Origin of the sequence: Paenibacillus phytohabitans (assembly GCF_013141775.1) — a bacterium.
Lineage (GTDB): Bacteria > Bacillota > Bacilli > Paenibacillales > Paenibacillaceae > Paenibacillus_AQ > Paenibacillus_AQ phytohabitans.
The window spans coordinates 12,391-38,412 of the sequence record NZ_WHOB01000021.1; the positions used below are offsets into that span (position 1 = coordinate 12,391).

The 26,022-nt window shown below is 49.7% G+C and carries 20 protein-coding genes; 17 read left to right on the forward strand and 3 right to left on the reverse strand.

Annotated elements, in window-relative coordinates; genetic code table 11:
• Window positions 1-32: 32 nt before the first annotated feature.
• Complete coding sequence (locus tag GC101_RS08410; protein ID WP_171716853.1) at window positions 33-1,037, reverse strand: LacI family DNA-binding transcriptional regulator; 1,005 nt, start codon at window positions 1,035-1,037, stop codon at window positions 33-35.
• A gap of 380 nt (window positions 1,038-1,417) precedes the next feature.
• Between GC101_RS08410 and GC101_RS08415 the strand changes: the two genes are divergently transcribed.
• The 7 genes from GC101_RS08415 (at window position 1,418) to GC101_RS08445 (ending at window position 11,754) form a co-directional block, all read left to right on the forward strand.
• The gene (locus tag GC101_RS08415; RefSeq protein WP_171716854.1) at window positions 1,418-3,169 is read left to right on the forward strand and encodes a cache domain-containing sensor histidine kinase; all 1,752 of its coding nucleotides are present in this window, start codon (window positions 1,418-1,420) and stop codon (window positions 3,167-3,169) included.
• 3 nt (window positions 3,170-3,172) lie between these two features.
• Window positions 3,173-4,801 carry a helix-turn-helix domain-containing protein gene (locus GC101_RS08420; protein WP_171716855.1) on the forward strand — a complete coding sequence of 543 codons (1,629 nt, stop codon included), beginning with the start codon at window positions 3,173-3,175 and terminating at the stop codon, window positions 4,799-4,801.
• A gap of 75 nt (window positions 4,802-4,876) precedes the next feature.
• Window positions 4,877-5,806 carry an ABC transporter permease gene (locus GC101_RS08425; RefSeq protein ID WP_171716856.1) on the forward strand — a complete coding sequence of 310 codons (930 nt, stop codon included), beginning with the start codon at window positions 4,877-4,879 and terminating at the stop codon, window positions 5,804-5,806.
• A gap of 12 nt (window positions 5,807-5,818) precedes the next feature.
• Complete coding sequence (locus GC101_RS08430) at window positions 5,819-6,697, forward strand: carbohydrate ABC transporter permease (RefSeq protein ID WP_171716857.1); 879 nt, start codon at window positions 5,819-5,821, stop codon at window positions 6,695-6,697.
• A gap of 84 nt (window positions 6,698-6,781) precedes the next feature.
• Window positions 6,782-8,356: an ABC transporter substrate-binding protein gene (locus GC101_RS08435; protein WP_171716858.1), complete on the forward strand. Its 1,575-nt coding sequence runs from the start codon at window positions 6,782-6,784 to the stop codon at window positions 8,354-8,356.
• A gap of 42 nt (window positions 8,357-8,398) precedes the next feature.
• A complete protein-coding gene (locus GC101_RS08440) occupies window positions 8,399-10,120 on the forward strand; it encodes a glycoside hydrolase family 66 protein (RefSeq protein WP_171716859.1) in 1,722 nt (573 codons plus the stop codon).
• Between the two features lie 5 nt (window positions 10,121-10,125).
• Window positions 10,126-11,754, forward strand: coding sequence for a glycoside hydrolase family 13 protein (locus GC101_RS08445; protein WP_171716860.1), 1,629 nt, complete (start codon window positions 10,126-10,128; stop codon window positions 11,752-11,754).
• Between the two features lie 108 nt (window positions 11,755-11,862).
• Here the strand turns inward: GC101_RS08445 and GC101_RS08450 are convergent, their stop codons facing one another.
• Together GC101_RS08450 and GC101_RS08455 are read right to left on the reverse strand one after the other, a co-directional pair.
• Window positions 11,863-12,531 (reverse strand): PspA/IM30 family protein, encoded by a 669-nt coding sequence (locus GC101_RS08450; RefSeq protein ID WP_171716861.1) that lies wholly within the window; start codon window positions 12,529-12,531, stop codon window positions 11,863-11,865.
• Between the two features lie 48 nt (window positions 12,532-12,579).
• On the reverse strand, window positions 12,580-12,795 hold the full coding sequence (locus GC101_RS08455) for a PspC domain-containing protein (protein WP_042211185.1): 216 nt from the start codon (window positions 12,793-12,795) through the stop codon (window positions 12,580-12,582).
• 303 nt (window positions 12,796-13,098) lie between these two features.
• Between GC101_RS08455 and GC101_RS08460 the strand changes: the two genes are divergently transcribed.
• From GC101_RS08460 to sigK, 10 genes are all read left to right on the forward strand, one after another.
• Complete coding sequence (locus tag GC101_RS08460) at window positions 13,099-13,728, forward strand: YfbR-like 5'-deoxynucleotidase (RefSeq protein ID WP_171716862.1); 630 nt, start codon at window positions 13,099-13,101, stop codon at window positions 13,726-13,728.
• A gap of 149 nt (window positions 13,729-13,877) precedes the next feature.
• Window positions 13,878-14,288: a flagellar basal body rod protein FlgB gene (gene flgB, locus GC101_RS08465; RefSeq protein WP_171716863.1), complete on the forward strand. Its 411-nt coding sequence runs from the start codon at window positions 13,878-13,880 to the stop codon at window positions 14,286-14,288.
• Between the two features lie 430 nt (window positions 14,289-14,718).
• Window positions 14,719-15,309 carry a hypothetical protein gene (locus tag GC101_RS08470; protein ID WP_171716864.1) on the forward strand — a complete coding sequence of 197 codons (591 nt, stop codon included), beginning with the start codon at window positions 14,719-14,721 and terminating at the stop codon, window positions 15,307-15,309.
• 245 nt (window positions 15,310-15,554) lie between these two features.
• Window positions 15,555-18,422, forward strand: coding sequence for an excinuclease ABC subunit UvrA (uvrA, locus tag GC101_RS08475; RefSeq protein WP_216626524.1), 2,868 nt, complete (start codon window positions 15,555-15,557; stop codon window positions 18,420-18,422).
• A complete protein-coding gene (locus tag GC101_RS08480) occupies window positions 18,419-18,763 on the forward strand; it encodes a hypothetical protein (protein ID WP_171716866.1) in 345 nt (114 codons plus the stop codon). Before uvrA ends, GC101_RS08480 begins: the two co-directional genes overlap by 4 nt.
• Before the next feature lie 149 nt (window positions 18,764-18,912).
• On the forward strand, window positions 18,913-19,518 hold the full coding sequence (locus GC101_RS08485; protein ID WP_171716867.1) for a pentapeptide repeat-containing protein: 606 nt from the start codon (window positions 18,913-18,915) through the stop codon (window positions 19,516-19,518).
• A gap of 127 nt (window positions 19,519-19,645) precedes the next feature.
• Window positions 19,646-20,926, forward strand: a complete 1,281-nt coding sequence (locus GC101_RS08490) for a glycoside hydrolase family 27 protein (RefSeq protein WP_171716868.1) — start codon at window positions 19,646-19,648, stop codon at window positions 20,924-20,926.
• Between the two features lie 138 nt (window positions 20,927-21,064).
• Entirely contained in the window at window positions 21,065-21,874 is an 810-nt protein-coding gene (locus GC101_RS08495) for a PP2C family serine/threonine-protein phosphatase (RefSeq protein WP_246354231.1), read from the forward strand.
• 44 nt (window positions 21,875-21,918) lie between these two features.
• Window positions 21,919-25,164, forward strand: coding sequence for a DEAD/DEAH box helicase (locus GC101_RS08500; protein ID WP_216626525.1), 3,246 nt, complete (start codon window positions 21,919-21,921; stop codon window positions 25,162-25,164).
• 130 nt (window positions 25,165-25,294) lie between these two features.
• Window positions 25,295-25,996, forward strand: coding sequence for an RNA polymerase sporulation sigma factor SigK (sigK, locus tag GC101_RS08505; protein WP_038587424.1), 702 nt, complete (start codon window positions 25,295-25,297; stop codon window positions 25,994-25,996).
• Window positions 25,997-26,022: the final 26 nt, after the last annotated feature.

The window sequence follows — 26,022 nt, forward strand, 5'->3', positions numbered from 1 at the left end:
TTTTTCCGAAAGAACGGGTTACATGTCCTTGTTCAGGTAATTGCCCGAACAGATTCTCTTTCCACAATGGAGTGGGTACAGATTTGACTCTTCGCGGGCTCCCCTGTTTCAATCATGCCGATCAGCTTCTCGGAAGCGATCATTCCAATGTCATATAGCGGCTGGCGCACGGTAGTCAATGGCGGATTGACCATCCGGGCTAACCGGAGATCGTCGTAGCCCATGATGGAGATATCTTCAGGCACATTCATTCCATGCTTCGTAACGGTGGAAAGGGCACCAATCGCCATTTGGTCACTGGCCGCGAAGACAGCAGTAACCTCCGGTGTTCTCCGTAATATGGCTTCCATGGCTCTACAGCCGCTTTCGTATGAAAAGTCTCCATATACGAGGTAACGGCTATCAAAGGCGATACCTTGTGCTTCCAGCGCTTTGCGGTATCCTTCGACCCGTGGAGTTCCAGCGATGGGATCGCCCTTGGTTCCGCTGATCATGCCGATTCTGCGGTGGCCTTTGGTGATCAGATAATGGACAGCGTCATAGGCCGCCTGATAATCATCGACCTTCACATAAGGTACGTTGGCATAATCCGTTTGGGAAGAGACCAGCACCACTGGAACTTTCATGCTCTCCAGCATGTCATAATACTCTTTCTTGAGCACTTCACTGGAAAAAATAATCCCGTCAACCTGCTTCTCGCGCAGCAGCTGCAAATACTTCAGCGTACGTTTGCCGTCCTGATCGGTGTTACAGACCATCACACTGTAATTGCGGTCATGGACGAATTCGTCGATTCCGTGGAGCAGATCGGAGGAGAAGGCGCTCGATACATCAGGAAATAACACGCCGATGGTTTGGGTACGCTTGTTAATCAGTCCGCGGGCGATAGCGTTCGGCTGATATTTAAGCTCTTTGATGGTCTGATCTACCTTTTGCTTCGTTTTATCTGAATATCCGCCTAAGTTATGCAGAACCCTTGAGACGGTGGCAATGGATACGTTCGCCTTTTGGGCAACATCTTTAATTGTGGGATTCATAGACTCTCCTACCTGTCGTTTAGCAGTAAACGCTTACTGAAAATATAAGTTCTTGCCTTTTCTTTGTCAACCGGAATTAAACATTATGTAAGATAAGCATTGACAAGGAAAAATAAACGAGATAACTTTTATAGTAAGCGTTTACGTAATGGGGATTTAAGATTGTAGGTACAAAAATACATAACTTACATTCAAGTGAACGTATAAATTCACACCATAGATTTTTTTGGAGGAGGCGGGTAAGATCTTATAAAGGTATGTTTTTTGCATATTTGAGTAAACGTTTACGTTAAAAAGGAAACTATTCTTGTGAAAAAAATTCATTGGATAAGGGTCACTGAGGTGACTCTTTCTTATATTAAGTTATAGAAAGGAGCATTATGAAAAACAGGAAAAACTCACTGGGTGTAAAACTGATTCAGCTGTCTGCTGCAATAACGATTCCGCTCCTCGCCGTTCTTTTTGCCGGGGGATATTATGCCAAGGGAATTGTGCTCGACCAAGTATCCAGATCCTATCAGAATCTGGTCAACTCCAATCTTAAGATGATGGAGAGCAGTCTGGAGGACATAACAATTAATCTGGTTGATATTGTCGATCATGATGTGAATTTTCTTCAATTGAATCAGCCGGGGCTGACAGAATCCGAATATTATTTTGCCCGTATGGGGATTATGCAGAGAAATCAGGCCTACCAGGCCTATTACCATAGCGTGGACATGTTTTATCTGTACTCCGGCGTTAATGATACCTTGACACTATCCAATGTATTAGGAACGACAGAGGATGATATGGACCGGATAAGAGATTGGATTACGAGAAACGTTCAAAATGAAGATCATCTGGAGACGCTTCAGTACAAATGGACGATCGTTAAAATTGCCGGAGATTACTATTTAAACCGGACCGTCAGCAATAATCTGGGCAATACCGCCTGTATTGGCGCTCTGATCCGAATCGACTCTATGCGTTCACCGCTGGGCAATCTGAACCTGCAATCGGGCGGTGATGTGCTTATTGTGGATAATGCAGGGAATATCTTAACCCGTCCTTCGGCATCCATGGGCTACGACTTCAAGCTGCCGGGTGAGAAGATGAATCTGAATTCTTCCTTTTCTTTTACACATGATGGCCTGAAGTGGTTTGTGGTGTCCAGCCAGTCCTCCGCCCTGGGAATCAATCTGTCTGTGGTCATCCCCGCTTCCGAGCTGCTCCAGGGACTCAATACCTTCCAGACGATTATTAATGTACTGCCCTTTATTATTTTGCTCATTTTACTGGTTTACTTATATTATTTCCGCCGTATGGTCATCCGCCCGATTCTGGATCTGCTGAGCGGCATCCACCGTATTCGCAACGGCGCCATGGAAACCAAGCTTCCTGATTCTAACCTCGTGGAGTTCCAGGCGCTGAATCAGGCATTTAATAACATGGTTGTGGAAATTCAAGATCTGAGAATTGATATCTATGAGGAACGGATCAATGCGCAAAAGGCAGAAATGAAGCATTTGCAAATGCAAATTAATCCGCACTTCTTCTTGAACACGCTCAATATTATTTTTCAGCTTGCCGATCTGAAGCGTTTCGAATTGGTCAAAAAGACAGTACGGCATCTGGTGCAGTATTTCCGCTTTATGCTTCGGGTCAAGGATAACCGCATTACTTTGGGTCAAGAGCTTGAACATCTCCACAATTACCTTGAAATTCAAAAGTTGCGCTACCAGCAGTCGTTTGAGTTTCAGATCACCATAGCCGAGGAGCTTAGCCGTGCCTCCATACCCTCCTTGATGGTACAGCCCTTTGTAGAAAATGCCATGCTTCACGGCATAAGTCTGAAAGCCGGGATCTTTCATCTGGAGATTTCGGCTGGTCTCTCAGAAGAAGCAACCGGTACCATGATCATTGAAATCGCGGATAACGGAAAAGGCAGCAGTGCAGAGAAGCTGCGGGTGCTGAATTCGCCGGATTACAACCCGGCCACAGATGAAGGGCATATCGGGATCTGGAATGTGAAGCAAAGGCTGGCGATGATCTATCAGGGAAGAGCTGAAATTCACTTCAGCGACAATGAGCCATCCGGATTTCGTGTGCGGCTTAGCCTGCCTATTGAATATACAGAAGGAGAACGATGAGCAATGCGATTATTGATTGTAGATGATGAACAATTCGCTGTGGAGGGGCTGCTCTACTGCTGCGACTGGAAGGCGTATGGGATTGAAGAGGTCTTGACGGCGAACAGGGCCGACAAGGCTAGGGAGCTGCTGAATGATCACAGAATAGAATTGCTGATTTGCGATATTGAAATGCCGGATGAAGACGGACTTTCCCTGGTTGGCTGGGTGAGGGAGCACTCTCCCTGGACGGAATCGATTTTTCTGACCTGCCATTCCGAATTCTCCTATGCCAAGAAAGCTGTTAACCTCGGGAGCTTTGATTACTTGCTGAAGCCTGTTGACACGGATGAGCTGTTGTCTGCCGTATCGGGAATGATGGCTGCTATCCGCGAGAAGGAAGAATATGAGTCCTATAACCAGATGTATCATAAGTATCTGAATCTGTGGCAACAAGAAAAGCCGAAGCGTGTGGAACGGTTCTGGCAGGATTTGTTGTCCCGCAGCATCCTGTCGTTCGGGGATTTCTTTGACCGGGAGCTGGCGGGTGCGGGGGTAGGGTTAAATCCTGAGGATCAGGTGCTCCCGATTCTGATCAGTATTGAGGAGTGGTCCAAACCGCTCAGTCCGCGTGATCAGGAAATCATGGAATATGCTGTGAAGAAAGCGGCGGAGGAATGTTTTATAGAAGAGTATCCGGGGGAGGCCGTCACCGATAAAAGCGGGGTTTTGTTCTTTCTGCTGTATGCCGGAGGTGCGGAGGGAGAACGGGAGACTAAGAAGCTTAGCATTCAGAGGCTCACAGCCATAGGTAAACGTTTCATCCAGGCATGTCAAGAGTTGTTCTACAGCATTGTAACCTGTTATGTCGGTTCGTTCAAACCCCTTCAGGAGCTGCCGGGAATGTGTGAAAGTCTAAAGATCATGGAGCGTGACAATATCTCCCGGACCCAATCAGTGCTTTTATACTTACCGCAGGACCAGCTCTTATTATCACCTGATTCTAATTCGGAGGATATCCTGCTGGGTGATCTGATCTCTTATATGCTGAACGGCAAACGTGAGTCCGCTGTGCAGTTCATTCATAATCTGGCAGCGAAGCTGGAAGCCGATCCTTGCTTTCAGGGAAGACATCTGGACGCCCTGCATCAGGATACCCTGCAGATTATTTACCACTTCCTCCAGGTAAGAGGTATCAATGCCGGAAGCATAGCCCTGTTTACAGACTGGACAACCGCTAGGATACGGGGACTGCTTCAATACAGGCATTGGGCGGAAGGGATCGTATCGGCGGTCATGGAAGCGGAATTCGAGCGGCAGGAGAAGGGCGGTGTGATTGAGCGTTCCATCCGCTACATCCAGCAGCATGTGGAGGAAGAGATCTCCAGGGCCAGTGTCGCTGATTATGTGGGCTTGAACCCGGCTTACCTCTCCAGGCTGTTCAAGAAAGAGACCGGCCAGATCCTTATCGATTTCCTGATTTCAGTGAAGCTGGACCGCACCCGCGAGCTTTTGGACACCACGGATATGCCGGTCAGCGCAATCGCGCAGCAGGTAGGCTACAGCAATTTCTCTCATTTTACCAAAATGTTCCGCAAGCAGTTTGGCGTCAATCCCCAGGAATACCGCAAGGTCACAAAACGAATAGACTAAGGTTATAAAAACGGCAGAGCAGCTGCAGGCAACTCCTTATAATGAAGCCATAACCCAATAAGAAGGTGTGGAACTATGGCTTCGGAAAGCAACTCAAAATGGAAAAGCATATGGAAGTACAGGGCACTGGTCGTGCTGGCACTGCCTGGTGTGCTGCTGATACTGATCAATAACTACCTGCCCATGTTCGGTATTTTCCTGGCCTTCAAGGACCTGAATTATACGGCAGGAATATGGGGCAGCAAATGGATCGGACTGGACAACTTCAAGTTTCTGTTTGCTTCGAACGACGCTTGGCTGATCATCAGGAATACCTTGCTGTACAACCTTAGCTTCCTCATCATCAATACGATACTCGCTGTGATGCTGGCACTTCTCCTTAACGAGGTCAAAAATAAGTTCGCCTCCAAGTTCTTTCAGAGCACAGTGATCCTGCCCAATTTCATTTCCATGGTCATTGTCGGCTATATCGTCTATGGATTTCTGAATCCGGAACTGGGATTCATTAATAAATTCATTCTGGAGCCCTTCGGGATAGATCCTAGAAACTGGTATGCGGAAGCAGAGCATTGGCCTTATATCCTGACCCTTGTCAACACCTGGAAGGGTGTGGGTTACTCGGCCGTCGTCTATCTGGCAGCCATTGTCGGGATAGACTCTGAATATTATGAAGCGGCCGTCATTGACGGGGCAAGCCGCTGGAAGCAAATGACGAAAATTACGATTCCGCTGATTGCACCGATCATCATCATCATGACACTGCTGGCGATCGGCCGGATATTCAACGCTGACTTCGGTCTGTTCTATCAGGCAACCATGGCCTCCGGCATGATCAAAGAGACAACGGATGTTATCGATACCTATGTATACAGGGCGTTAATGGTTACCGGTGATACGGGACTCGCCTCCTCGGCAGGGCTGCTGCAATCGGTGGTTGGCTTTACACTTGTCATTACTGTCAACCTGGCCGTCCGTAAATTCAGCAAAGAAAATGCTTTGTTCTAGAAGGAGAACACCATGGAGAAAAAACGAACCAATCCCTTTATCCTTATCGTCCTGTCATTGTTCAGTCTTGCCTGCCTGATCCCGTTCTGGCTTGTATTTATGATCTCGGTTGCTGATGAAGACTGGGTGACTGCGAACGGATACAGCTTCTGGCCCGGCAAATTCAGCCTTGTCGCTTATCAGTATTTGTTTGAAGATGCCGGGAAAATAATGCGGGCTTACGGTGTTTCTGCCTCGGTAACGCTCATTGGAGTTGTCGTCAGTCTGTTTGTGACTTCGGCCATGGCCTATGCATTGTCGCGGAAAGAGTTCCCGCTTAGAGGTGCCCTGAGCTTCTACATCCTGATCACGATGTTGTTCTCGGGCGGCTTGCTGCCCTGGTATCTTGTCTACACCCGGTTCCTGCATGTTCAGGATACGCTGATGGCGCTTATCATTCCGGGTCTGATCGGCGGCTTCAACGTGATCATCATGCGGACCTTCTTCACGAACAGCATCCCGCCTTCCCTGATTGATTCCTCTCAGATCGACGGGGCAGGTGAATTCCGGACATACTTCAGCATTATTCTGCCGCTGTCCTTGCCTGTAATGGCCACAATCGGATTATTCACCACCGTATCCTACTGGAACGACTGGTTTACAAGCCTGGTCTTCATCCAGAATGAGAAGCTGTTCTCGCTGCAATATCTTTTGACCAAAACCTTAATGAACGCTTCGTTCCTGCAGACGATTGCCAATAAGGCTTACAGCTCAACCGCACAGGTCACAACGCCGCTTGAATCCATCCGGATGGCGATGGCGATGATTGCAATCGGACCGCTGGTGCTGGTATTCCCTTTCCTGCAGAAGTATTTCGTCAAAGGACTTACCGTAGGCGCTGTGAAAGGCTGATCCCGGTAAATGGCCGGATTAGTATAAGCAAGTTCAGAATGATGAGGCAATAATACAGAAGGATTCCAGGGAGGTCTACTATTTATGAAGTGGTTGAAAAAGAGTTCTGTTGTATTGACATCGCTTGTGTTGACTTCAGTTGTAGTAACCGGCTGCGGCGGGAATAATGGTGCGAATTCACCGGCGGGCACAGTCCAGCCGGGAAGCGAAGCCAGCTCCGGATTGAAGCCTTACGAAGTGGTAATGGTATTCCCCGATGCGCCGCAAAATGATAATCAGCGGGTACAGGATGCGATGAATGATTATCTGAAGAAGACTTATCCGGAAATGAACATGACGGTCAAGCTGAATCCTATCGACTGGGGTGCCTGGAGTGATAAAACGAACCTGATGATGGCCTCCGGCGACAAAATGGACCTGCTGTTTACGGCGGATTGGCTCGGGTTCCAGCAACAGGTGACCAAAGGGGGCTTGCTGCCGCTGGATGAGTTGCTCGCTAAATACGGCCCGGACATCGAAGCTGTAGAGAAGGACTATCACGGGCCGGCTAAGCGCGGCGGCAAGCTATACGGTATTCATACCCACCAGGAGCTGGGCGGTGCACAAGGGGTATATTTGAACAAAGCGCTTGTGGACAAGTACAACTTTGATCTGACTGCACTGAAGTCTGGTAAAGTCGAGGATCTGGAGCCTATGCTTCAAACCATCAAGGAGAACGAACCGGGTATTACGCCTTTAGTGGCACCGAGCTTTCCTCTCGAAGCTTACTATTCATCCACGAATTTGGATTCTATTGTGAGTATTGCAGCGATTAACACCGTGGGAACAGCGGCAGATGATTATACAGTCATCAATTCCTACACGACTCCGCGGTATCTGGAGCTTGCCAAGCTTACCAACAAATGGTACAAGGCAGGATACATTAACAAGGATGCACTGACACCCGGTCTGGACGCCTGGAAGAAGATTCAAGCGGGGAAAGGCTTCGCCTTTGTCTCTGATATGGATATTATCGCGGATATGGAGATCGGCAAAGCAGCCGTATCACCGAATGGTTCGATTAAAGCGGGCCGTGAGATGCTGCAAATTCCGCTCAATATTGACCGTTTGCAGACAGGCAAGATGACAGCAACCATGTATTCGATTGCAAAAAGCTCTGAAGATCCGGAACGTGCCATGATGCTGCTTAACCTTTTCTATAAGGACAAGGAATTGCTGACCCTCTTCAACTTCGGGATTGAGGGAACCCATTATGTGCTCAAAGACGGACAAATTGCGCTGCCGGAAGGCAAAACTACAGATAATGTCGGCTACTATCACGATATTATGTGGCAGCTCGGCAATCAAATGCTCAACTATACCCGTGTAGGCGAGGATCCGGATAAATACCAGAACTACGAGAAGTTCAACGAACAGGTTTCTTCTAATCCTTCGCGGATCTTTGGATTTGTCTTCGATCCGGAGCCGGTAAAAAATGAATTGATCTCGATCGACAACGCCAACAAAACCTTTGTTGACGGTCTGAAATCCGGCCAGCTCGATCCGGAAGAGTCTCTTCCTAAAATGCTGGAAAAACAAAAAGCGGCGGGAGCAGACAAAGTACTCGCGGAAGTGCAAAAGCAGCTGGATACCTGGCTGGCTGAAAACGGCAAGAAATAAGCGGAATGACTAAGCTCAATCTACAAGTATTGGAGAATTCATATGGACAATGGCGTATTGACGCATATAGATATATATCCAGATCAGGCCCAGTACAAGACCGGTCAATCAGGCAGCATTATCATTGAAGTGGAGACCCGGGAGAAAGCGGTTCTGCAGCTGGTTGTCGGCTTCTACAAGCTGGAGCAGCAGGTTGCTGAAGGAAGACTTAGCATCAGTACGGAACCAGGCTTGAGACAAAAAGTATCCGTTCCCTTGTTCACTGAAGCTACAGAGTGGGCGGGTTATGGGGTCAAGGCTGCAGTTCTCTGCAATGAAGCTGTAGTCTCAACCGCATATACCTCATACGATATTGCCGATCATTGGGGCCGGGCGCCGCGGTATGGATTTCTGAGCGATTTCCGGAGTGAAGAATCCGGAGACACCCGTGACGTCGACAGCATGAACAAATTCCACTTGAATGTCATACAGTTCTATGACTGGATGTACCGGCATGATGATCTGGTTCCAAAAGAGGATGAATTTATTGATCCGATGGGCCGGACGATGTCCTATAAGGTGGTTCGTGAAAAGGTCGCAGCCGTACACGATAAAGGGATGGCGGCCATGGCCTATGGAGCGGTATATGCTAGTCTTAAGGACTTCTTGCAGGCTCGTCCGGAATGGGGACTGTATAACCGCCAGGGAGATCCGTTTCAATTAATAGATCTGTTCTATATTATGGATATAACACCGGATTCACCTTGGACCGATCATATTGTTGAACAGTTCCGTCAGGCCGTACAGGCCGGATTCGACGGAATTCATATGGATCAATACGGTTTTCCGAAGAAAGCTGTGCGCCGGATCGGGGGGAAAGAAGAACAGGTCGATTTGGCGGAGTGTTATCCGGCACTGATCAACCGGACCCATGCGGCCGTGAAGGAAATCAAGGCAGAGGCAGGGGTTATTTTCAATAATGTGGGTAATTACCCCATCAACAAGACGGCCTCGGCGGATCAGGAGGCGCTTTATATTGAAGTATGGCCGCCTGTAGTCCGGTTGCGTGAGCTTAAAGGACTGATCGATCATGCGCGCTCACTGGACCCGCACAAGCCGGTGATCCTCTCCGCCTATCTGCCCTCCTTCTACCCGGAAGCCGGGCATGACAAGGAGTGGGCTGAGAACGGGGCGCTGCTGACGATGGCCTCCATATTCGCCAGCGGGGGATATCACCTCTTGCTGGGTGAGGATCATGGAATGCTGACTATGCCCTACTATCCCGATTATGCAGTGATGCGGCCTGAATTTGCCATTGAGGTCAGACGTTACTATGATTTCATCGTGCGTTTTGGAGTGCTGATACATGATGCGCAATTGGAAGATGTGTCGTATACCTATACCGCCGGGGTTAACACCGAGATTACCTTCGTAGGCAATGTGCCTTTTGCACCGAACGGAGATATTAATTCTGTCTGGACGATCATTAAGCGGAAGCCGGGCTATCAGATTCTGCAGCTGATTAATCTTGCCGGGCTTGAAGATGATTATTGGGAGCATGGCAAGAAACAGCGGCCTGAAGCTCAAAATGGTGTAGTGTGCACACTATTAATCGAACAGCCGATAGAATGCATTTACACGGCCAGCCCGGATGATCAGGCCCAGAAAGTGATTGTCCTGGATTACGAGGTGGTTCCGCACGGGCAAGGAGTTGCGGCCAGATTCACTTTGCCGTCCCTGCGCATCTGGTCCATGGTTGTAGTTAAATTTAGCTTACAGGAGTGAATGGGTTGAACAATACGAAATGGTGGCAGACCGCTGTAATTTATCAGATATATCCCCGAAGCTTTCAAGACAGTGACGGGGATGGAATAGGTGATCTCAGGGGGATTATTAGCAGGCTGGACTATTTGGAGCAGCTTGGCATTACCGCAATCTGGCTTAGTCCCGTATACAAATCACCCAATGACGATAACGGCTATGATATCAGCGATTACCAGGATATTATGACCGAATTCGGAACCATGAATGACATGGATGAATTAATCGAGAAGGCCAAGCAGCGCAATATCCGGATTATTATGGATCTGGTTGTCAACCATACCTCGGATGAGCACCCGTGGTTCATTGAGGCCCGCACAGGAAGGGATAACCCGTACCGTGACTATTATATCTGGCGTGACCCGGTCAACGGCGGCGTTCCCAACGCCCTGCGTTCAACCTTCAGCGGGTCGGCCTGGGAGCTTGACGAAGTCAGCGGCCAATACTTTCTGCACTTATTCAGCCGCCGACAGCCGGATCTGAACTGGGAGAACAGCAAGGTCCGTCAAGAGATATGGGACATGATGAATTTCTGGCTGGATAAGGGCGTCGGCGGATTCCGCATGGACGTGATTGATCTGGTCGGCAAAATTCCTGATCAGGAGATCACAGGAAATGGTCCGAAGCTTCATGAATATCTGCAGGAGATGAACCGGGAGACCTTCGGAGCCCATGATGTTCTGACGGTGGGAGAGACCTGGGGGGCGACTCCGGAAGTAGCCAAGCTCTACTCCAATCCGGACCGCAAGGAGCTGTCGATGGTGTTCCAGTTCGAGCACATCGGTCTGGATCAGCAGGACGGGGGAGAGAAGTGGGATCTGAAGCCCCTGGATGTAAGCGAATTGAAGCAGGTGCTGGCGAAATGGCAGACCGAGCTGGGTAACGAGGGCTGGAACAGTCTATTCTGGAACAATCATGATTTGCCGAGAATTGTATCGCGTTGGGGCAATGATAAACAGTACCGTGTACAGAGCGCCAAAATGTTCGCCATTCTTCTGCATTTGATGAAGGGCACGCCTTACATTTATCAGGGCGAGGAGCTCGGAATGACTAATTATCCGATTCAGGATATCAGCGAAGCGCAGGATATTGAGGCTATCAATATGTATCATGAACGGATCGGGCAAGGCTATGCCAAGGAAGCTATCATTCATTCCATTAATGCGAAGGGAAGAGATAACGCCCGGACCCCGATGCAATGGGAAGCCACCCGTAACGCAGGATTTACAGCCGGAGAGCCATGGCTGCCTGTACATCCGAATTATAAGGAAATTAATATGGAGGCGAATCTGAAGGACCCGGATTCTGTGTTCCATTGCTACCGTAAGCTGATTGAACTGCGGAAGAACAACCCGATTGTTGTATGGGGCGAGTTCGAACTGGTGACCGGCGTGCCGGATCAAGTGTTCATGTACTTCCGCCGCTATGAAGGACAGACCTGGCTGGTGACGGCCAACTTCAGCGGGGAGCCAATCACGCTGGAATTGCCGGAGCTGGGTCAGGCCGGATTCATCATCGGCAACTATTCCAGAGATGATGTGGACTTTAAGCAATTGCAATTACAGCCTTACGAAGCCTTTGCTGTAATACTCGCATAGACTAACCTGTCCAGTCCTATTTGGAACAAAGTTCATTGCACAACAAGGATGCCTCCCTGATGAAAGGGGAGGCATCCTTATTGTTGTTGCTGGCTTCACACCGTCAGCTTATTTGCGGTTGCGGAGGCGTTCAAGCTCGGCCTCAACCGCGCTATTCAGCGGAGCGTCAGGCGCGGCTGCGGCCGTCAGCCCGGATTGCTCGGCCAGTGCTTCCTGCATGGCGATCTTATCTTCCATCCGTTCGAAGCCGCGGGATGCGCTGCCGGCGTTCAATACCTGGCCGCGGCATCCGGCCGGGGAACCAGAGGCGCTTGCTTGAGCCGCCTGCTTAATCTCTGCCGCTTTGCGGGCACGTTCCGCCAGCTCTGCTCTTTTGGCTTTGAGGCGTTTATGCTCTTCCTTCACATTCGCCAGTTGAACCTCAAGCGAGGCGAGTGTGGCCTGAGTCTCCTGCAGTCCGGCTGTGCATTCCTGTCCGCTCTCCGTATAGCGCAGCTTAGCCATTACCGCAGCGCGGGCTGCCGGCTCATTGCCTTCGCTCATGGCTTGAACGGCTTCTGCTTCACTGCGCTCCGCAAGCACCTGATATTCATAGATGCGGCGCTCCAGCACACTGGCAGCGGCTTTGAATTCACGCTGTTTGCTCTCGGCATCAGTGATTTTATCCTCCAGATCCCGCAGATATTGTCCGGTAAGAAGCATCGGATCTTCCAGTTTGTTCAGTCCCTCGTGGATAGCTGCTTTGGTTAATGTTGTGATTCTTTGGAATATACTCATGGTTATGATCTCCTTTTTAGTTGGGGTTGGGTAGTCTGGAACGAGTGATTAATAGTCGAAACCGTCAGTGAAGCCGCCGTAGGATTCTTTGGGCACGATGACACTGCCGATGACATAGAGGACCAGGACGGTACCGAAGCTAAATACGGCAGCGGCGGCTACGAGCAATCTGACAAGGGTAGTGTCAACGTTCAGCCAGCGTGCCAATCCTCCGCATAAGCCTGTAAGTTTGCTGTCAGTTACGGAACGGTATAATTTTTTCATATGAAAATCTTCCTCTCTTATATGGTGATCGCCGGTTCGCGGCGTGTTCACTGCGTTGTCTATGTATGTATTGTACGAATTAATCCCGCGCAGCAAAACAGCCTGCAGACTGTTCTTTGTTCCCGACCTTAGTCGGGGATGCTGACCGCAATAGGACGGGGAGAGGCCGGGAAAATACGGATGAATCCAGGAAAAACACGGATTTTTACACAAAGAGGTCTTGTTGTTCATTCGGGGTTAATACTGGAGGATTAAACTGTACTCTAGCGGAGCCTATCATAAACATACGGGAGGACTGGCCTCATGGGAATTCACAAGTATTTTCGCTCACTGAATGAACTGGAACGCATTATCCGCTGTCCGGGCAAATTCAAATTCGAGGAGCACAGCGTAGCGGCCCATTCCTGGAAGGTCGTACAATACGCCAAAACACTGGCAGATATTGAAGAGAAACACGGTGCGGTGATCGACTGGAAGAAGCTGTACGAGATTACGAGCAGCCATGATTACGGAGAGATTTTTATCGGGGACATCAAAACTCCGGTGAAGCACTCCTCACTCCAGCTAAGGTCGCTGATTCAGCAGGTCGAGGAGGGCATGATCGACAACTTCATCAAGGAGCATATCCCGGATGAGTTCAAAAGCATCTTCTACCATCAGCTGCGCGAGGGCAAGGACGAGTCGATTGAAGGCTTGATTCTGGAAGTTGCCGACAAGATGGATCAGGTGTATGAAGCTTTTGCCGAGCTGCAAAGAGGGAACACAGAGAAGGAATTTGTGGTGATGTACCGCAATGCCCTGATCAAGATCAAGAACATTGAGCTGAGATGTGTGGATTACTTCCTGGAAGAAATCCTGCCGGATATGGTGAATGAAGAAACACTGTCATCCATTGATATTAAAAGAATTACGGAAGAGGCGCTGGCTCTGTAGATGAGCTGTGGCTCTTTTTTTCTTATACATAAATGAATATGTGCCAGGCTGGACGCTGCTTTATATTTGGGTCATGGTATTGTAAGATAAAAAGGTGTTATTTAAAATTTAAACTATACGGCTTGATGGACGGAGAAGGAGGTTCAACTTTGATTCAGAGCAGCTCTTCAAAAATTAACGAATCCCTATTAAATGTACTCAATGTAAGGCACAGAGCGATAGCCGAGAATATAGCCAATGCAGACACCCCCAACTACAAGAAAAAAACCGTTGAGTTCCAGGAGGAACTCAGGCGTGCTATCCAGAATGACACTCAGGATGAGCTGGAAATAAAGCAGACCCATCACAAACATCTGCAGATCAAGGATGCTGATGCTCCCTTAATCCCTTACCGCATGATTACGAACGACTATACGGCGATGAATAATAACGGCAATAATGTGGACCTGGATATGGAGATGGCGAAGCTTGCGGAAAATCAGCTAATGTACAATTACCTGGCCGATCGGGTAAGCGGTCATTATTCCAAGATAAGAACGCTCATGCAAGACCTTAAATAAATGTTAATTCAAAAAAAGAGTCAGCTGCGCGAGATGCGGTTGTACTCTTTTTTAGCATTTTATATGAAAAAGACAGCAATAACGCAATAACGCATGATTCCAGCAACAGCATAAATGGTTACCCTCCGGTAGTAGTGAAAATGTGTTCAGAACTCCTTCTGATTCTTACAGCTCTTCAGTTTGAAATCTATTACATTTATTACAATAATGAAGGAGAAGAATGTTACGGCAGGGAGACCGGCCGGAATGCTATGGTTAAGGAAAAATAAGGATGGTGTAGTAGTTGCTGTATTTGAATCTTGTGCCGTTCTCCGTTACGGTCGCCTGGTTTAGTATTTTAATGTTAATTGTGTGTGTCGTAGATTTCCTTCAGAGTGGCTCTCTTGTTCAGCTCCCGGCAATCAGCGGCAGAGAGCGGATTAAAGGTATAATGGCTGAACTTCTCATTTTTGCAGGAATTAACGGGTTACTCTTGTATGTACTTCATCCGATGAGGAATCAACTGCTAATCTCTCTGACTGCTGCGGGGCTACTCGTGACGTATTTCCTGACCTCCGGAATGCATAAGCAGCGCTGGCCTAACCGCCCCGTAATCCTGCTGATTCATCTGCTGCTTGGAGTCTTATTCTATCTGCTGTTCGGCATGCTGCTGATGGGTAAGCTCATTGTTACCTACAACCTGAATATGACGAATCAGTTCGATATTCTCTATTTCGTCTACGGGCAGGACCGGGCGGTGGTTTACGCGCTGCTGCTGATCGTGGTTGTTCTCTATTTCGTGATCGGCAAACTGCTCATGCGGCCATTCTACTCTTGGTATGCGCTGAGCCGCTACAAGGCTTCCAAGGTGAGTATTAAGCTGACGGGCGGGGAAATCATAACCGGGGTACATCTTTTGCGGGATAGTGACAGAGAATTTCTGCTTGTTAGCGATAGCTTGAATCCGCTGGAGGCTGTAAAGACTTACAAGATCAACCGGGAGAAAATAGAGTACATGGAGAGAGACGGCAGTGAACGTTGACTCAATCTACTAACATAAAGTGGCCCCTGGACCGTAATGACGGCCGGGGGCCACTTTGTTGTGATCCTATCTGCTCATAAGCGAGCGCTGGATTGTACTGGCATACAGAGCAGGGGGAAGTACAGAAGGGGAAAATAATTATCGACTTAGTTACATTATATGGTAAAAAGACTTGACAGGCATATGCTACAATTTATTTATAGGTGATTATTATCAAATGGCCTGGGAGCAGCAGATGAACTGAAATGGCCGGGTTTCCGGTCAATACTGGAGGACTACTATTGCATCAATATATAACGGTAAGCGGAGCAAGAGAAAATAACCTGAAGAATATCAGCCTTAACATTCCGCGTAATCAGTTAGTAGTGTTCACCGGAGTGAGCGGCTCGGGCAAATCAAGCCTGGCTTTTGATACGCTCTACGCCGAAGGACAGATGCGTTATGTGGAATCTTTGTCATCGTACGCCCGGCAATTCCTGGGACTGATGGGCAAGCCGGATGTGGATGCCATTGACGGGCTATCGCCAGCCATTGCTATTGAACAGAAAACCACCTCGAGCAATCCGCGTTCCACCGTAGGAACAGTAACAGAGATTTATGACTATTTACGTTTGTTATGGTCAAAGATCGGAACTCCGCATTGCCCGTCCTGCGGGCGGATCATTCAGCGGCAATCCGTGGACCAGATTGTAGAGCAGATTGCGGGGCTGCCGGAAGGAACCAAATATGAGGTGCTGGCGCCCATGGTCCGGAACAAAAAAGGCGGGCATCAGCATATATTCGAGCAGGCTAAGCTGGGCGGATATGTCCGTGTCCGGGTGAACGGTGCGGTCCATCATGTAACAGACCCCATTTCCCTGGACAAGAATAAAAAGCACTCCATCGAAATTGTTATCGACCGGCTGATCGTGAAAGACATGGATGTTCAGCGGCTGGCCGATTCTCTGGAGCATGCGTTTGCCCTGTCCGGGGATTTGGTGATCATTCACCAGAGTGCCAGCGGTGAAGAGGTAACGTATTCGCAGAGCTACGCCTGCCCGCATTGTGAAGTGTCTTTGCCGGAGCTATCCCCCCGCATGTTCTCTTTCAATAACCATGAAGGGGCTTGCCCGGCCTGTACAGGTCTGGGTTCACATCTGAAGGTGGATCCGGATAAAATCATACCGGATACCAACCGCTCCATCCAATCCGGCGGGATTATCGCGAACGGCTGGAGTAATGTGAAGACCAACTCTTTTTGCAAAATGTACTACGAGGCCTTGGGTGAAAAATATGGCTTCGACTTCGACACTCCGCTGCAGGAGCTGCCGACAGAGGCTATGAACGCGCTGCTGTACGGGACTAACGGCGAGAAGCTTGAAGTGCACCATCCCGGTGATGCCCTCCGGAACTATGTCAAAGAAGCCTTCGAAGGAATCGTCAATAATCTGGAGCGGCGTTACCGGGAAACTCCATCCGAAGCGATGAAGAAGGAACTGGAGGAATACATGTCCGTTCTGCCTTGCCCCCATTGTCACGGTGACCGTCTGTCGCCTGTTGTGCTTGGTGTGAAGGTCGGCGGTAAAAGCATTGCAGAGTTCTGCCATTTACCGGTGGAGGCTGCGGTAGATTTTATTGCCGGGCTTAGCCTGACTGCTGCGAATGTGGAGATTGCCGGTACCATCCTGCAGGAGATTGATGCCCGGTTCCAGTTCCTGAATAATGTCGGACTAAATTATCTGACGCTCTCGAGAGCTGCCGGAACGTTATCAGGCGGTGAAAGTCAGCGCATTCGTCTGGCCACACAGCTGGGTTCCGGTCTTATGGGTGTCCTCTATATTCTTGACGAGCCGTCGATCGGCCTGCATCAACGGGATAATGACCGCCTGCTGCTGGCTCTGAAGAAGATGCGCGACCTCGGCAATACGCTAATTGTAGTGGAGCATGATGAAGATACGATCCGCCAGGCGGACTGGATTGTCGATATAGGTCCAAATGCCGGAATACACGGCGGAGAGGTTGTGGCGCAGGGTACCCTTGAAGATATACTGGCTGAATCCCGCTCGATCACCGGCCAGTACCTGTCCCGCAGTAAACAAATATCCGTCCCGGAAGAGCGGCGGAGCGGGAACGGCAAACGGCTGACTATTACCGGAGCTGCCGCCAACAATCTGAAGGGGATTACGGTATCTATTCCCTTAGGCACGTTAACCTGTGTGACCGGGGTTTCCGGCTCAGGCAAATCCAGTCTGGTCAACGAAATCCTGTACAAGAAGCTGGCTTCTACACTTAACCGGGCTCATACGATTCCCGGGGAACATCAGAGTATTGACGGGATAGAGCATCTCGACAAAGTTATTAATATCGATCAGAAGCCGATCGGGCGTACTCCGCGTTCTAATCCTGCCACCTATACCGGGGTATTCGATAATATCCGCACACTGTTCTCGCTGACGAATGAGGCCAAGGTTCGTGCCTACGGCCCGGGGCGGTTCTCCTTCAATATCAAGGGCGGCCGGTGTGAAGCCTGTGCGGGGGACGGACTGATCAAGGTGGAGATGCATTTTCTGCCGGATGTGTATGTGCAGTGCAGCATCTGCAGAGGACGGAGATACAGCCGGGAGACGCTTGAGGTGCATTATAAAGGTAAAAGCATCGCGGATGTGCTGGACTTGACCGCTCAGGAAGCCGTCCAGTTCTTTGGCAATATTCCGAAGATCCGTAAAAAGCTTGAGGCTCTTTGCATCGTTGGCCTCGGTTATATCAAGCTGGGCCAATCCTCCACGACCTTGTCAGGCGGCGAGGCGCAGCGGGTGAAGCTGGCGGCAGAGCTGCTTAAGCCGGCTACCGGCTCCACGCTATATGTGATGGATGAGCCGACGACCGGATTGCATTTTGCCGATGTACACCAGTTAATTGATGTCCTGCATTCCCTGACCGATGCCGGCAACACCGTAGTGGTCATTGAACATAATCTGGAGCTGATCAAGAATGCTGATTACATTATTGATCTCGGCCCGGAGGGCGGTGCGGATGGGGGAGAGATCGTCTGTACAGGAACTCCTGAAGAGGTTGCGGTGCATGAGAAGAGCTATACGGGCAAATATCTGAACCAAGAGATGGTGAGAAGATGAACTTAATCCAGATGCAGGTTGAGCATAGCAAATATGGAGCGGGAACTGTCGTAGGTCATGTGGAAGAGCGGATTATCATTGATTTCTCCGGAGATACGGGCGAGAAAAGCTTCTTGTACCCGGAGGCTTTTGAGCAGCATCTGCGCCTTCTTGATCCGGTGCTGCAGGCTCAGATCGGCAAGGAAGTGCAGTTAAAAGCAGCGCAGCGGGCAGCAGATCAGCTCCTGCGGGAACAGCAGCGGGAGGCAGAGCATGCAAGGCTTGCTGAAGAGAAGCTTCAATTAAAGAATGATAAGAGCAAATCGCGGCGGAAGGCTGCTCAGGCGAAGAACAAGGGATAGGGCCAGACTGACCAGGAAGGCTAAAAGCGTTCTATAATAGAGACGGAACATAATTTTAATAAGCATCGGCGGTCTTTTCCGGGGAGTTCTCTGGTGAGGGCCGCCAAGTTTTTTGTACACAATAAATACTATATACCGGAGGTTAACCCATGTATCAATATAAAGACCGCGAATTTACCCGTGTCCATTTTGACGGGCAGGATTTGCGTTATGGTGAACTGATCAGCTGCACTTTTGAGAAATGCACGTTTATGAACACTTCTATGGAGGAGATTGATACCAGCTACTGCCGGTTCATTGAATGCGACTTCAAGGGTGTCAGCCTGAACTCCTCGATTCATAACGAATCCGCTTTTGAGAATTGCAAGTTTAACGGCGCGAATCTCTTCGTCTCCAAATTTATCGCCTGCAAAATGACCGGCTCGGACTTCTCCGGCGCCCAGGTGGACGGCATTACGATTGACGGGGGAGACTGGTCGTACACGAATCTGCGGCATGCCAATCTGAGCAAGCAGGACCTGCGCGGAGTGCGCTTCTTCGAGGCTGACTTCACCGATACCGACCTGACGAAGGCGGATCTAAGGGACTGCAATCTGGAGCGGGTATCACTGAGCCGGGCCAAGCTTGCAGGGGCCGACCTGCGGGGGGCGAACCTGGAGGGGGTTGACCTGAAGGCGCTGGATGTGAAAGGCGCGCGGATGGATCTGGAACAGGCTGCTCTGTTTATGCGTTCCTACGGGGCGAAGGTGGATTGACCTCGGACAGCAATTTTGTGCTATTTGTGAATCGATTTTACGGTGGAAACAGACAGGAATAGCCGATACAATGATTCTGTATCCACAATAAAATACAATTCATTCACGAATGGAGGTCACATAACTTATGAATCATTGGGAATTCGCCCCTACACCGCCAATGGGCTGGAACAGCTGGGATTGCTATGGTGCTTCGGTGACGGAGGCAGAGGTACGGGGGAATGCTGAATACATGGCCCGCAACCTGAAGGAGTATGGCTGGGAATATATTGTGGTTGATATTCAGTGGTATGAGCCCGGGGCCGTGTCAGACCAGTATCGTCCTTTTGTCCGGCTGGAGACGGATGCGTATTCCCGGCTGATTCCTGCGGTGAACCGTTTCCCTTCGGCAGAAGGCGGTCTTGGGTTTAAGCCGCTAGCTGATTATGTACATAGTCTTGGCCTGAAGTTCGGAATTCATATTATGCGCGGTATTCCCCGTCAGGCGGTTCACGACAATACACCCATCAAGGGAACGGCGGTGACTGCACGCGATATCGCACATACCTGTTCCTTCTGCGGCTGGAACACGGATATGTATGGTGTAGATGCTTCCAAGGAAGGTGCCCAGGAATATTACAATTCTTTGTTCGAGCTGTACGCTTCATGGGATGTCGATTACATCAAGGTGGATGATATCGCAGATTCCTGGCTGCATGGCGGCCCCCATCTGGCCGAGATCGAGCTGATCCGCAAAGCCATTGACTATACTGGCCGCAGCATTGTGCTGAGCCTGTCGCCGGGACCTGCACCTGTGAAGCATGCTGACTTCTTGGAGAACCACGCGAATGTATGGAGAATGACGGATGATTTCTGGGACCGCTGGCCGCTCCTCCTGGATATGTTCGACCGCTGTTCCACTTGGGAAGGCCGGCCTAAACCCGGCTGCTGGCCGGATTGCGATATGCTGCCGCTTGGGCGTATCGGAATACGCGGTGTGCAGCATGACCGCTGGACGAACTTTACGAAGGACGAGCAAGTAACGATGATGACCTTATGGACCCTCTTCCGTTCCCCGCTCATGTTCGGTGGTGAGATGCGCGATAACGATGAGTGGACACTGTCCCTCCTGACGAACCAGGACGTGCTGAATATGCACCGTCACAGTTATGGCGCCCGGCAGCTCAGCCGTGATGGCGATCAGGTTGTGTGGCTAGCCGAAGGTCCTGAAGGCGAGCGGTTCGTAGCTTTGTTTAACACAGGCGAGCTATTGGCGGAAGTGTCTGTAGCTATTGCCGATCTGGGAGTGGGCAGCGGGGTTAAGGCCAAGGAGCTGTGGACCGGGAAGCAAACGGGCCTGCTCGAAGATACACTGACTGCAGCCATTCCGCCCCATGGAGCAGCGTTGTTCAGAGTTGCTGGAGAGTAAGCGTATATAGCAAAAGAGTTCACATTACGAAGAGACGCAGCAGGGTGCTGGTCTCTTTTTTGGCGTGACCGGGTTAGATAGAGAAAGTGTATAATCATATAAACATAGAATCTGCTAGGAAGGGCGGGGAGAGTCAGGATGGAACAGGAGATATTTAAGTTCAGCTGGACGGGCGGTGACGAGATGCATCTCGACAATCCGGTAACAGTTACATATAAGAGTACGGTGATCGGCCGTTACGGCGGGAACACGGCAGCAGGTGCTGATAAGAATGAGGATGGTGCCTATGTATTAAATGAACCAGGCGGCGGCTGGGAATTTGTCATGCTTCTGGATGCCCATAATACTGCAGAAAGCGCGGAACTGATGATCCGCACGATCGACAGTGAAGCAGGTGAAATTATCAGGCTTCTCTCGCTGCCGGTACATCAGGCGTTTCATGCGCTGGAGGAATTTCTGTTGTCTATTTTCAAGTCGGAGGATTTCATAAGGAAGTGCAGACAGGTTACAGGAGAGACCGCGTGTCTGATTAGCGTGCGTATGGAGAATTACATCTGGTGGTTCTCTGTAGGAGATAATTCGCTGTATCTGCTTCATCCGGAGCTGGCCGCCCGCGGGCAATATGCTTTGAACCAGCGCAATTACTATGAATGGATCGGATTCGTGAACCCCTTCGACCAGCCGGTTGCCTGCTATTCTTCCGGAATCCGTGAGCTGCGGCAGGGCCATAACGTAATCGTGATGACTACGGACGGTCTGTTGGAGGTGGGAGCAAGAGTACTTGAGGACCCGCGCAGGCTTTATGTTGCTTTTGCAGGTGAAGAGGAGCTGGAGAAGTGTGTACAAGATGTATTGACAGATGTGCATCAGCAGTTAGGCCGGGACAGCGCCACAGTTGTTGCCTGGAGTTATGATAATGGCAGGAAGGGTGCGATGCCTAGTGATTAGCTATATATTATGAAGGTGAATTTTATATTGAGAAGGTGATTATTATGAAGATTACTATGAGAGCCATTAGAGACTTCTGCGGGACTGACTTTTATAACCGGGGGAAGTCTTATTATGAACAGGGGTGTGTCCGCAGCCTTACCTTTTACCCGGGCGATAGCAGCTATGAAGCACAGGTGAAGGGAAGGAAAGTATATGAGGTGAATATTGATATTTATGACCGTACCGATACCTTCAAAGCAGCCTGTTCTTGTCCTGCCTATGAGAACTATAGCTGCTGTAAACATGTAGCGGCAACACTTATTGCTATACACATGCAGCAGATTAAGGAGCCTGCCGATGCACAAGCTGCTCCATCCAGACGCGTAAACAAGTCCAAATACAACCAGACGGAGCACCTTATTTCTTCTTTTCAGAAATCGGTTCTTAACCGTGAGAGTGAGCCTGTGCTATTCGGTCTTGCAGAGCCGCTGCAGTTTGAGTTCACGCTTAACGTTAATGGTTACAGCAGCAGTCCGCGATTCTCCGTTGAAATGCGTGTGGGAATCAAACGTCTGTATGTAGTGTCCAAAATAAACGAGTTTCTAGAGCATTTCGAGCAGCGTCAGCCGTTATACTTCAAGAGTATATTTACCTTTGATGCTGAAAACCAGCACATTAATCCTGCGGATATGAAATTCCTTGAACTGCTGATTCTAATGAAAAACACTGAGAAAATTTATAGAAATGATCTCCCCAGCTATTATAATAACTCCTTAAAGGACGGGAAAACAATTGTCGTCACCCCGCTGGCCTGGGACAAGCTTAAACTGCTTTTTCCGGAGGTGAATGTCATTATGGGGGGATCGGAGAATCCGGGAATTCGGGCTGAGCTTGCAGAAGAGGCGCCTCCGCTTGAATTTATGATTGGACCAGGGAAGAGACAGGACTATGTTCTGTCAGCTTCAGCACTGGATCATCTGATGCTGTTTCCGGACTACTCCACTGTGATCATGAACGGGAAGATATATTCAATGAACAGTGATGTTATAAGCATGCTTTCACTATTAAAACAGCAGTTTGCGGCATCGCAGAATATTGAGATCGCTCCCGGACAAATCGAATCGGTCGTTCAGCAGGTACTGCCAGCCTTAAGAAAGCTAGGGAAAGTAAGGGTGGAGCAGGCAGTAAGCGAGCGGATTGTGGAACCGGACATGCAGGCAAAGCTGTATCTGGATTATGCGGATGGCATATTGACGTTTCGGCTGGAATTCCATTATGAGGAGATTATTATCAACCCGCTGGAAGAGAAACCTGATGACGCAGTCCGCGAGCAGAAGATCCTGATCAGAAATGTTCAGCAGGAAAATAAGATCATTGCGGTTCTGGATAATTCTCCACTCAGGCGGGAGCGGCAGCACTGGGCTTCAATAAGTGAACCGGTTCTTTATGAGGCGCTATATGAGGTTATTCCAGTGCTGGAAGACTATGCAGAACTATTGGTTACCCCGGCTGTTCAGGGACTTGTGCTGGCGCGTAAATCTTATCCCAAAGTCAAAGCGAATTTAAATGAGGGCCTGGACTGGCTGGATATCTCGTTTGAGCTGGAGGGATTGGATGAACAGGAGACGGTTCGCGTCATGCAGGCTATTGTGGAGAAAAAGAAATATGTCCGGCTTAGCAGCGGGGCCTTTCTGTCCCTTGCAGATGAAAGCTTCAGCGAATTCGGTAATGTGGCCGAGCGGCTGAATCTAAAGCGGAAAGAGCTGAAGCAATCCGTGATACGCTTGCCTTCCGTTCAGGCGCTGCAGCTTCCGGAGCGGGGGCAGGGGTTCAAGCATACGAAGTGGGGCAAGTCTCTCCGGGTATTCCTGGAGCAGCTGCGGGAACCGGACAGTCTGGAGTTCGAGCTGCCGGCTGAGCTTAAGCCTGTGCTCCGTGACTATCAGGTCAGAGGCTTCCAGTGGATGAAGACCTTGTCGAAGTTCAGATTCGGCGGGATTCTGGCGGATGATATGGGACTGGGTAAAACCATTCAGAGTATCGCTTATATCTGCTCCGAGCTGGCTGAGCTGGAGACTGAGGTGCAGGTGAAAGCTCCGGTGCTGATTCTCTGTCCGGCATCCTTGACCTATAACTGGGGGAATGAATTTGCCAAGTTTGCTCCAGAGGTTAAAGTGCTGGTAGCGGCAGGGCAGAAGGAGGAGCGCAGCGGACTGCTGGAGAGTAAAGCCATGGAGGAAGCGGATGTAATTATTACTTCGTACCCGCTGCTCCGGAGAGATATTGACCTGTATTCCGGCACCAACTTTCATGCGCTAATCCTGGATGAAGCCCAGGCGATCAAGAATTCAGCTTCCCTAACAGCCCAGGCCGTTAAATCTATTATGGCTGGCCGGAAATTCGCCCTGACTGGAACACCGATTGAGAATTCGGTGGATGAGCTGGAAGCTATCTTCAGTACAGTATTCCCGTCGCTGTTTGCCGGACGCTCGACCTTTAAGGAGCTGCCTGCCGGACGCATCGCCAGTATCGTATCTCCTTTTATTTTGCGGCGGCTCAAAAAAGATGTGCTGGAGGAGCTGCCGGACCGCATCGATACCGTGCAGCGCACAGAACTGCTGGATGAGCAGAAGCAAGTGTATCTCGCATACTTATCCAGGCTACGTGACGATACCGAACAGGATTTGCTAACCGAAGGCTACCAAAAGAGCCGGATGAAGATTCTGGCGGGGATCACCCGTCTGCGGCAGATCTGCTGCCATCCTTCATTGTTCATCGAGAATTATACGGGCGGCTCAGGCAAGCTTGCGCAATTGCTGGAAACTGTGCAGGAATGCCGCGATTCGGGAAAAAGAATGCTGGTGTTCTCGCAGTTCTCCAGCATGCTGGAGCTGATCCGGCAGAGCCTGGTGGATGCGGGTGTGGAGCCCTTTTATCTCGACGGCTCGACTCCGGCCAGGGAGCGGGTGGAGCTGTGCAGGCGTTTCAATGAAGGAGAAGGAGAAGTATTCCTAATCTCGCTCAAGGCAGGCGGAACGGGCCTCAATCTGACCGGAGCAGATACTGTTATTTTATATGACCTGTGGTGGAATCCGGCAGTAGAAGAGCAAGCGATTGGCAGAGCGCACCGCATGGGACAGCGAAATGTCGTTCAGGTGATCCGGATGATCACAGAAGGTTCCATAGAGGAGAAAATTCTTGAGCTGCAGCAGCGCAAAAAGGATTTAATAGAAGAAGTGATTGAAGCCGGCGAGAATAAGAACACACGGCTGTCGGAAGAGGATATCCGTGAGCTGCTCAGAATGTAAGGGAGCCCGTACCTATTTTACCCGTACATGCACTTCTAGGCATCTACCCACATACAATAAAAGGACCATGAACCCGTAGTTCTCGCTTGCAGATCGGTTTCATTGTACATGTGCGGGAGGTGTCGCCAAGTTGCCTGGAATCATAAGCACGATTGCGCTGCTGATCAAAGAACTGACGCTGCTGGTATCTTACGTAAGGAACAATGCTTTTCCCCAGCCTCTATCGGAGCAGGATGAGAGCAAATACTTAGGGATGATGGCCGAGGGGGACGCTAAAGCACGAAATTTGCTAATTGAGCATAATCTGCGGCTCGTTGCCCATATAGTCAAAAAATTCGACAACACCGGCGAAGACATGGAGGATCTTATCTCCATCGGTACTATCGGATTAATCAAAGCAATCGAAAGTTATCGGCCAAACAAGGGGACGAAACTTGCGACATTTGCTGCTCGTTGTATTGAAAATGAAATCCTGATGCATCTTCGCTCGCTGAAAAAGACCCGGAAAGACGTGTCCCTGCACGATCCGATTGGGACAGACAAGGAAGGGAACGAGATTACGCTTATCGATATTCTTGGTTCCGAGGCAGATGATGTGATTAAGGAAGTAGACCTCAAGATTGAGAAGAGCAAGATATATCGTAACCTGGATATTCTCGATGAACGCGAGAAGGAAGTCGTGGTAGGGCGATTTGGTTTGGATACAGGTGGGGAAGAGCGGACGCAGCGGGAGATTGCGAAGGATCTGGGGATCTCGCGGAGTTACGTGTCGCGGATTGAGAAGAGGGCACTCATGAAGCTGTATCATGAGTTTTATAAGGCGAAGCGTTGAGAGTATCGAGTCTGTCTTTTGACAGG

Excerpts from the sequence above, each read along its gene's own strand:
- GC101_RS08495 (WP_246354231.1), top strand. The coding sequence starts at position 21,065 with ATGGAACAGGAGATATTTAAGTTCAGCTGGACGGGCGGTGACGAGATG.
- GC101_RS08485 (WP_171716867.1), top strand. The coding sequence starts at position 18,913 with ATGTATCAATATAAAGACCGCGAATTTACCCGTGTCCATTTTGACGGG.
- GC101_RS08500 (WP_216626525.1), top strand. The coding sequence starts at position 21,919 with ATGAAGATTACTATGAGAGCCATTAGAGACTTCTGCGGGACTGACTTT.
- GC101_RS08480 (WP_171716866.1), top strand. The coding sequence starts at position 18,419 with ATGAACTTAATCCAGATGCAGGTTGAGCATAGCAAATATGGAGCGGGA.
- GC101_RS08450 (WP_171716861.1), bottom strand. The coding sequence starts at position 12,531 with ATGAGTATATTCCAAAGAATCACAACATTAACCAAAGCAGCTATCCAC.
- GC101_RS08440 (WP_171716859.1), top strand. The coding sequence starts at position 8,399 with ATGGACAATGGCGTATTGACGCATATAGATATATATCCAGATCAGGCC.
- GC101_RS08415 (WP_171716854.1), top strand. The coding sequence starts at position 1,418 with ATGAAAAACAGGAAAAACTCACTGGGTGTAAAACTGATTCAGCTGTCT.
- GC101_RS08455 (WP_042211185.1), bottom strand. The coding sequence starts at position 12,795 with ATGAAAAAATTATACCGTTCCGTAACTGACAGCAAACTTACAGGCTTA.
- uvrA (WP_216626524.1), top strand. The coding sequence starts at position 15,555 with ATGGCCGGGTTTCCGGTCAATACTGGAGGACTACTATTGCATCAATAT.
- GC101_RS08430 (WP_171716857.1), top strand. The coding sequence starts at position 5,819 with ATGGAGAAAAAACGAACCAATCCCTTTATCCTTATCGTCCTGTCATTG.
- GC101_RS08420 (WP_171716855.1), top strand. The coding sequence starts at position 3,173 with ATGCGATTATTGATTGTAGATGATGAACAATTCGCTGTGGAGGGGCTG.
- GC101_RS08435 (WP_171716858.1), top strand. The coding sequence starts at position 6,782 with ATGAAGTGGTTGAAAAAGAGTTCTGTTGTATTGACATCGCTTGTGTTG.
- GC101_RS08470 (WP_171716864.1), top strand. The coding sequence starts at position 14,719 with ATGGCTGAACTTCTCATTTTTGCAGGAATTAACGGGTTACTCTTGTAT.
- GC101_RS08490 (WP_171716868.1), top strand. The coding sequence starts at position 19,646 with ATGAATCATTGGGAATTCGCCCCTACACCGCCAATGGGCTGGAACAGC.
- GC101_RS08460 (WP_171716862.1), top strand. The coding sequence starts at position 13,099 with ATGGGAATTCACAAGTATTTTCGCTCACTGAATGAACTGGAACGCATT.
- GC101_RS08425 (WP_171716856.1), top strand. The coding sequence starts at position 4,877 with ATGGCTTCGGAAAGCAACTCAAAATGGAAAAGCATATGGAAGTACAGG.
- GC101_RS08410 (WP_171716853.1), bottom strand. The coding sequence starts at position 1,037 with ATGAATCCCACAATTAAAGATGTTGCCCAAAAGGCGAACGTATCCATT.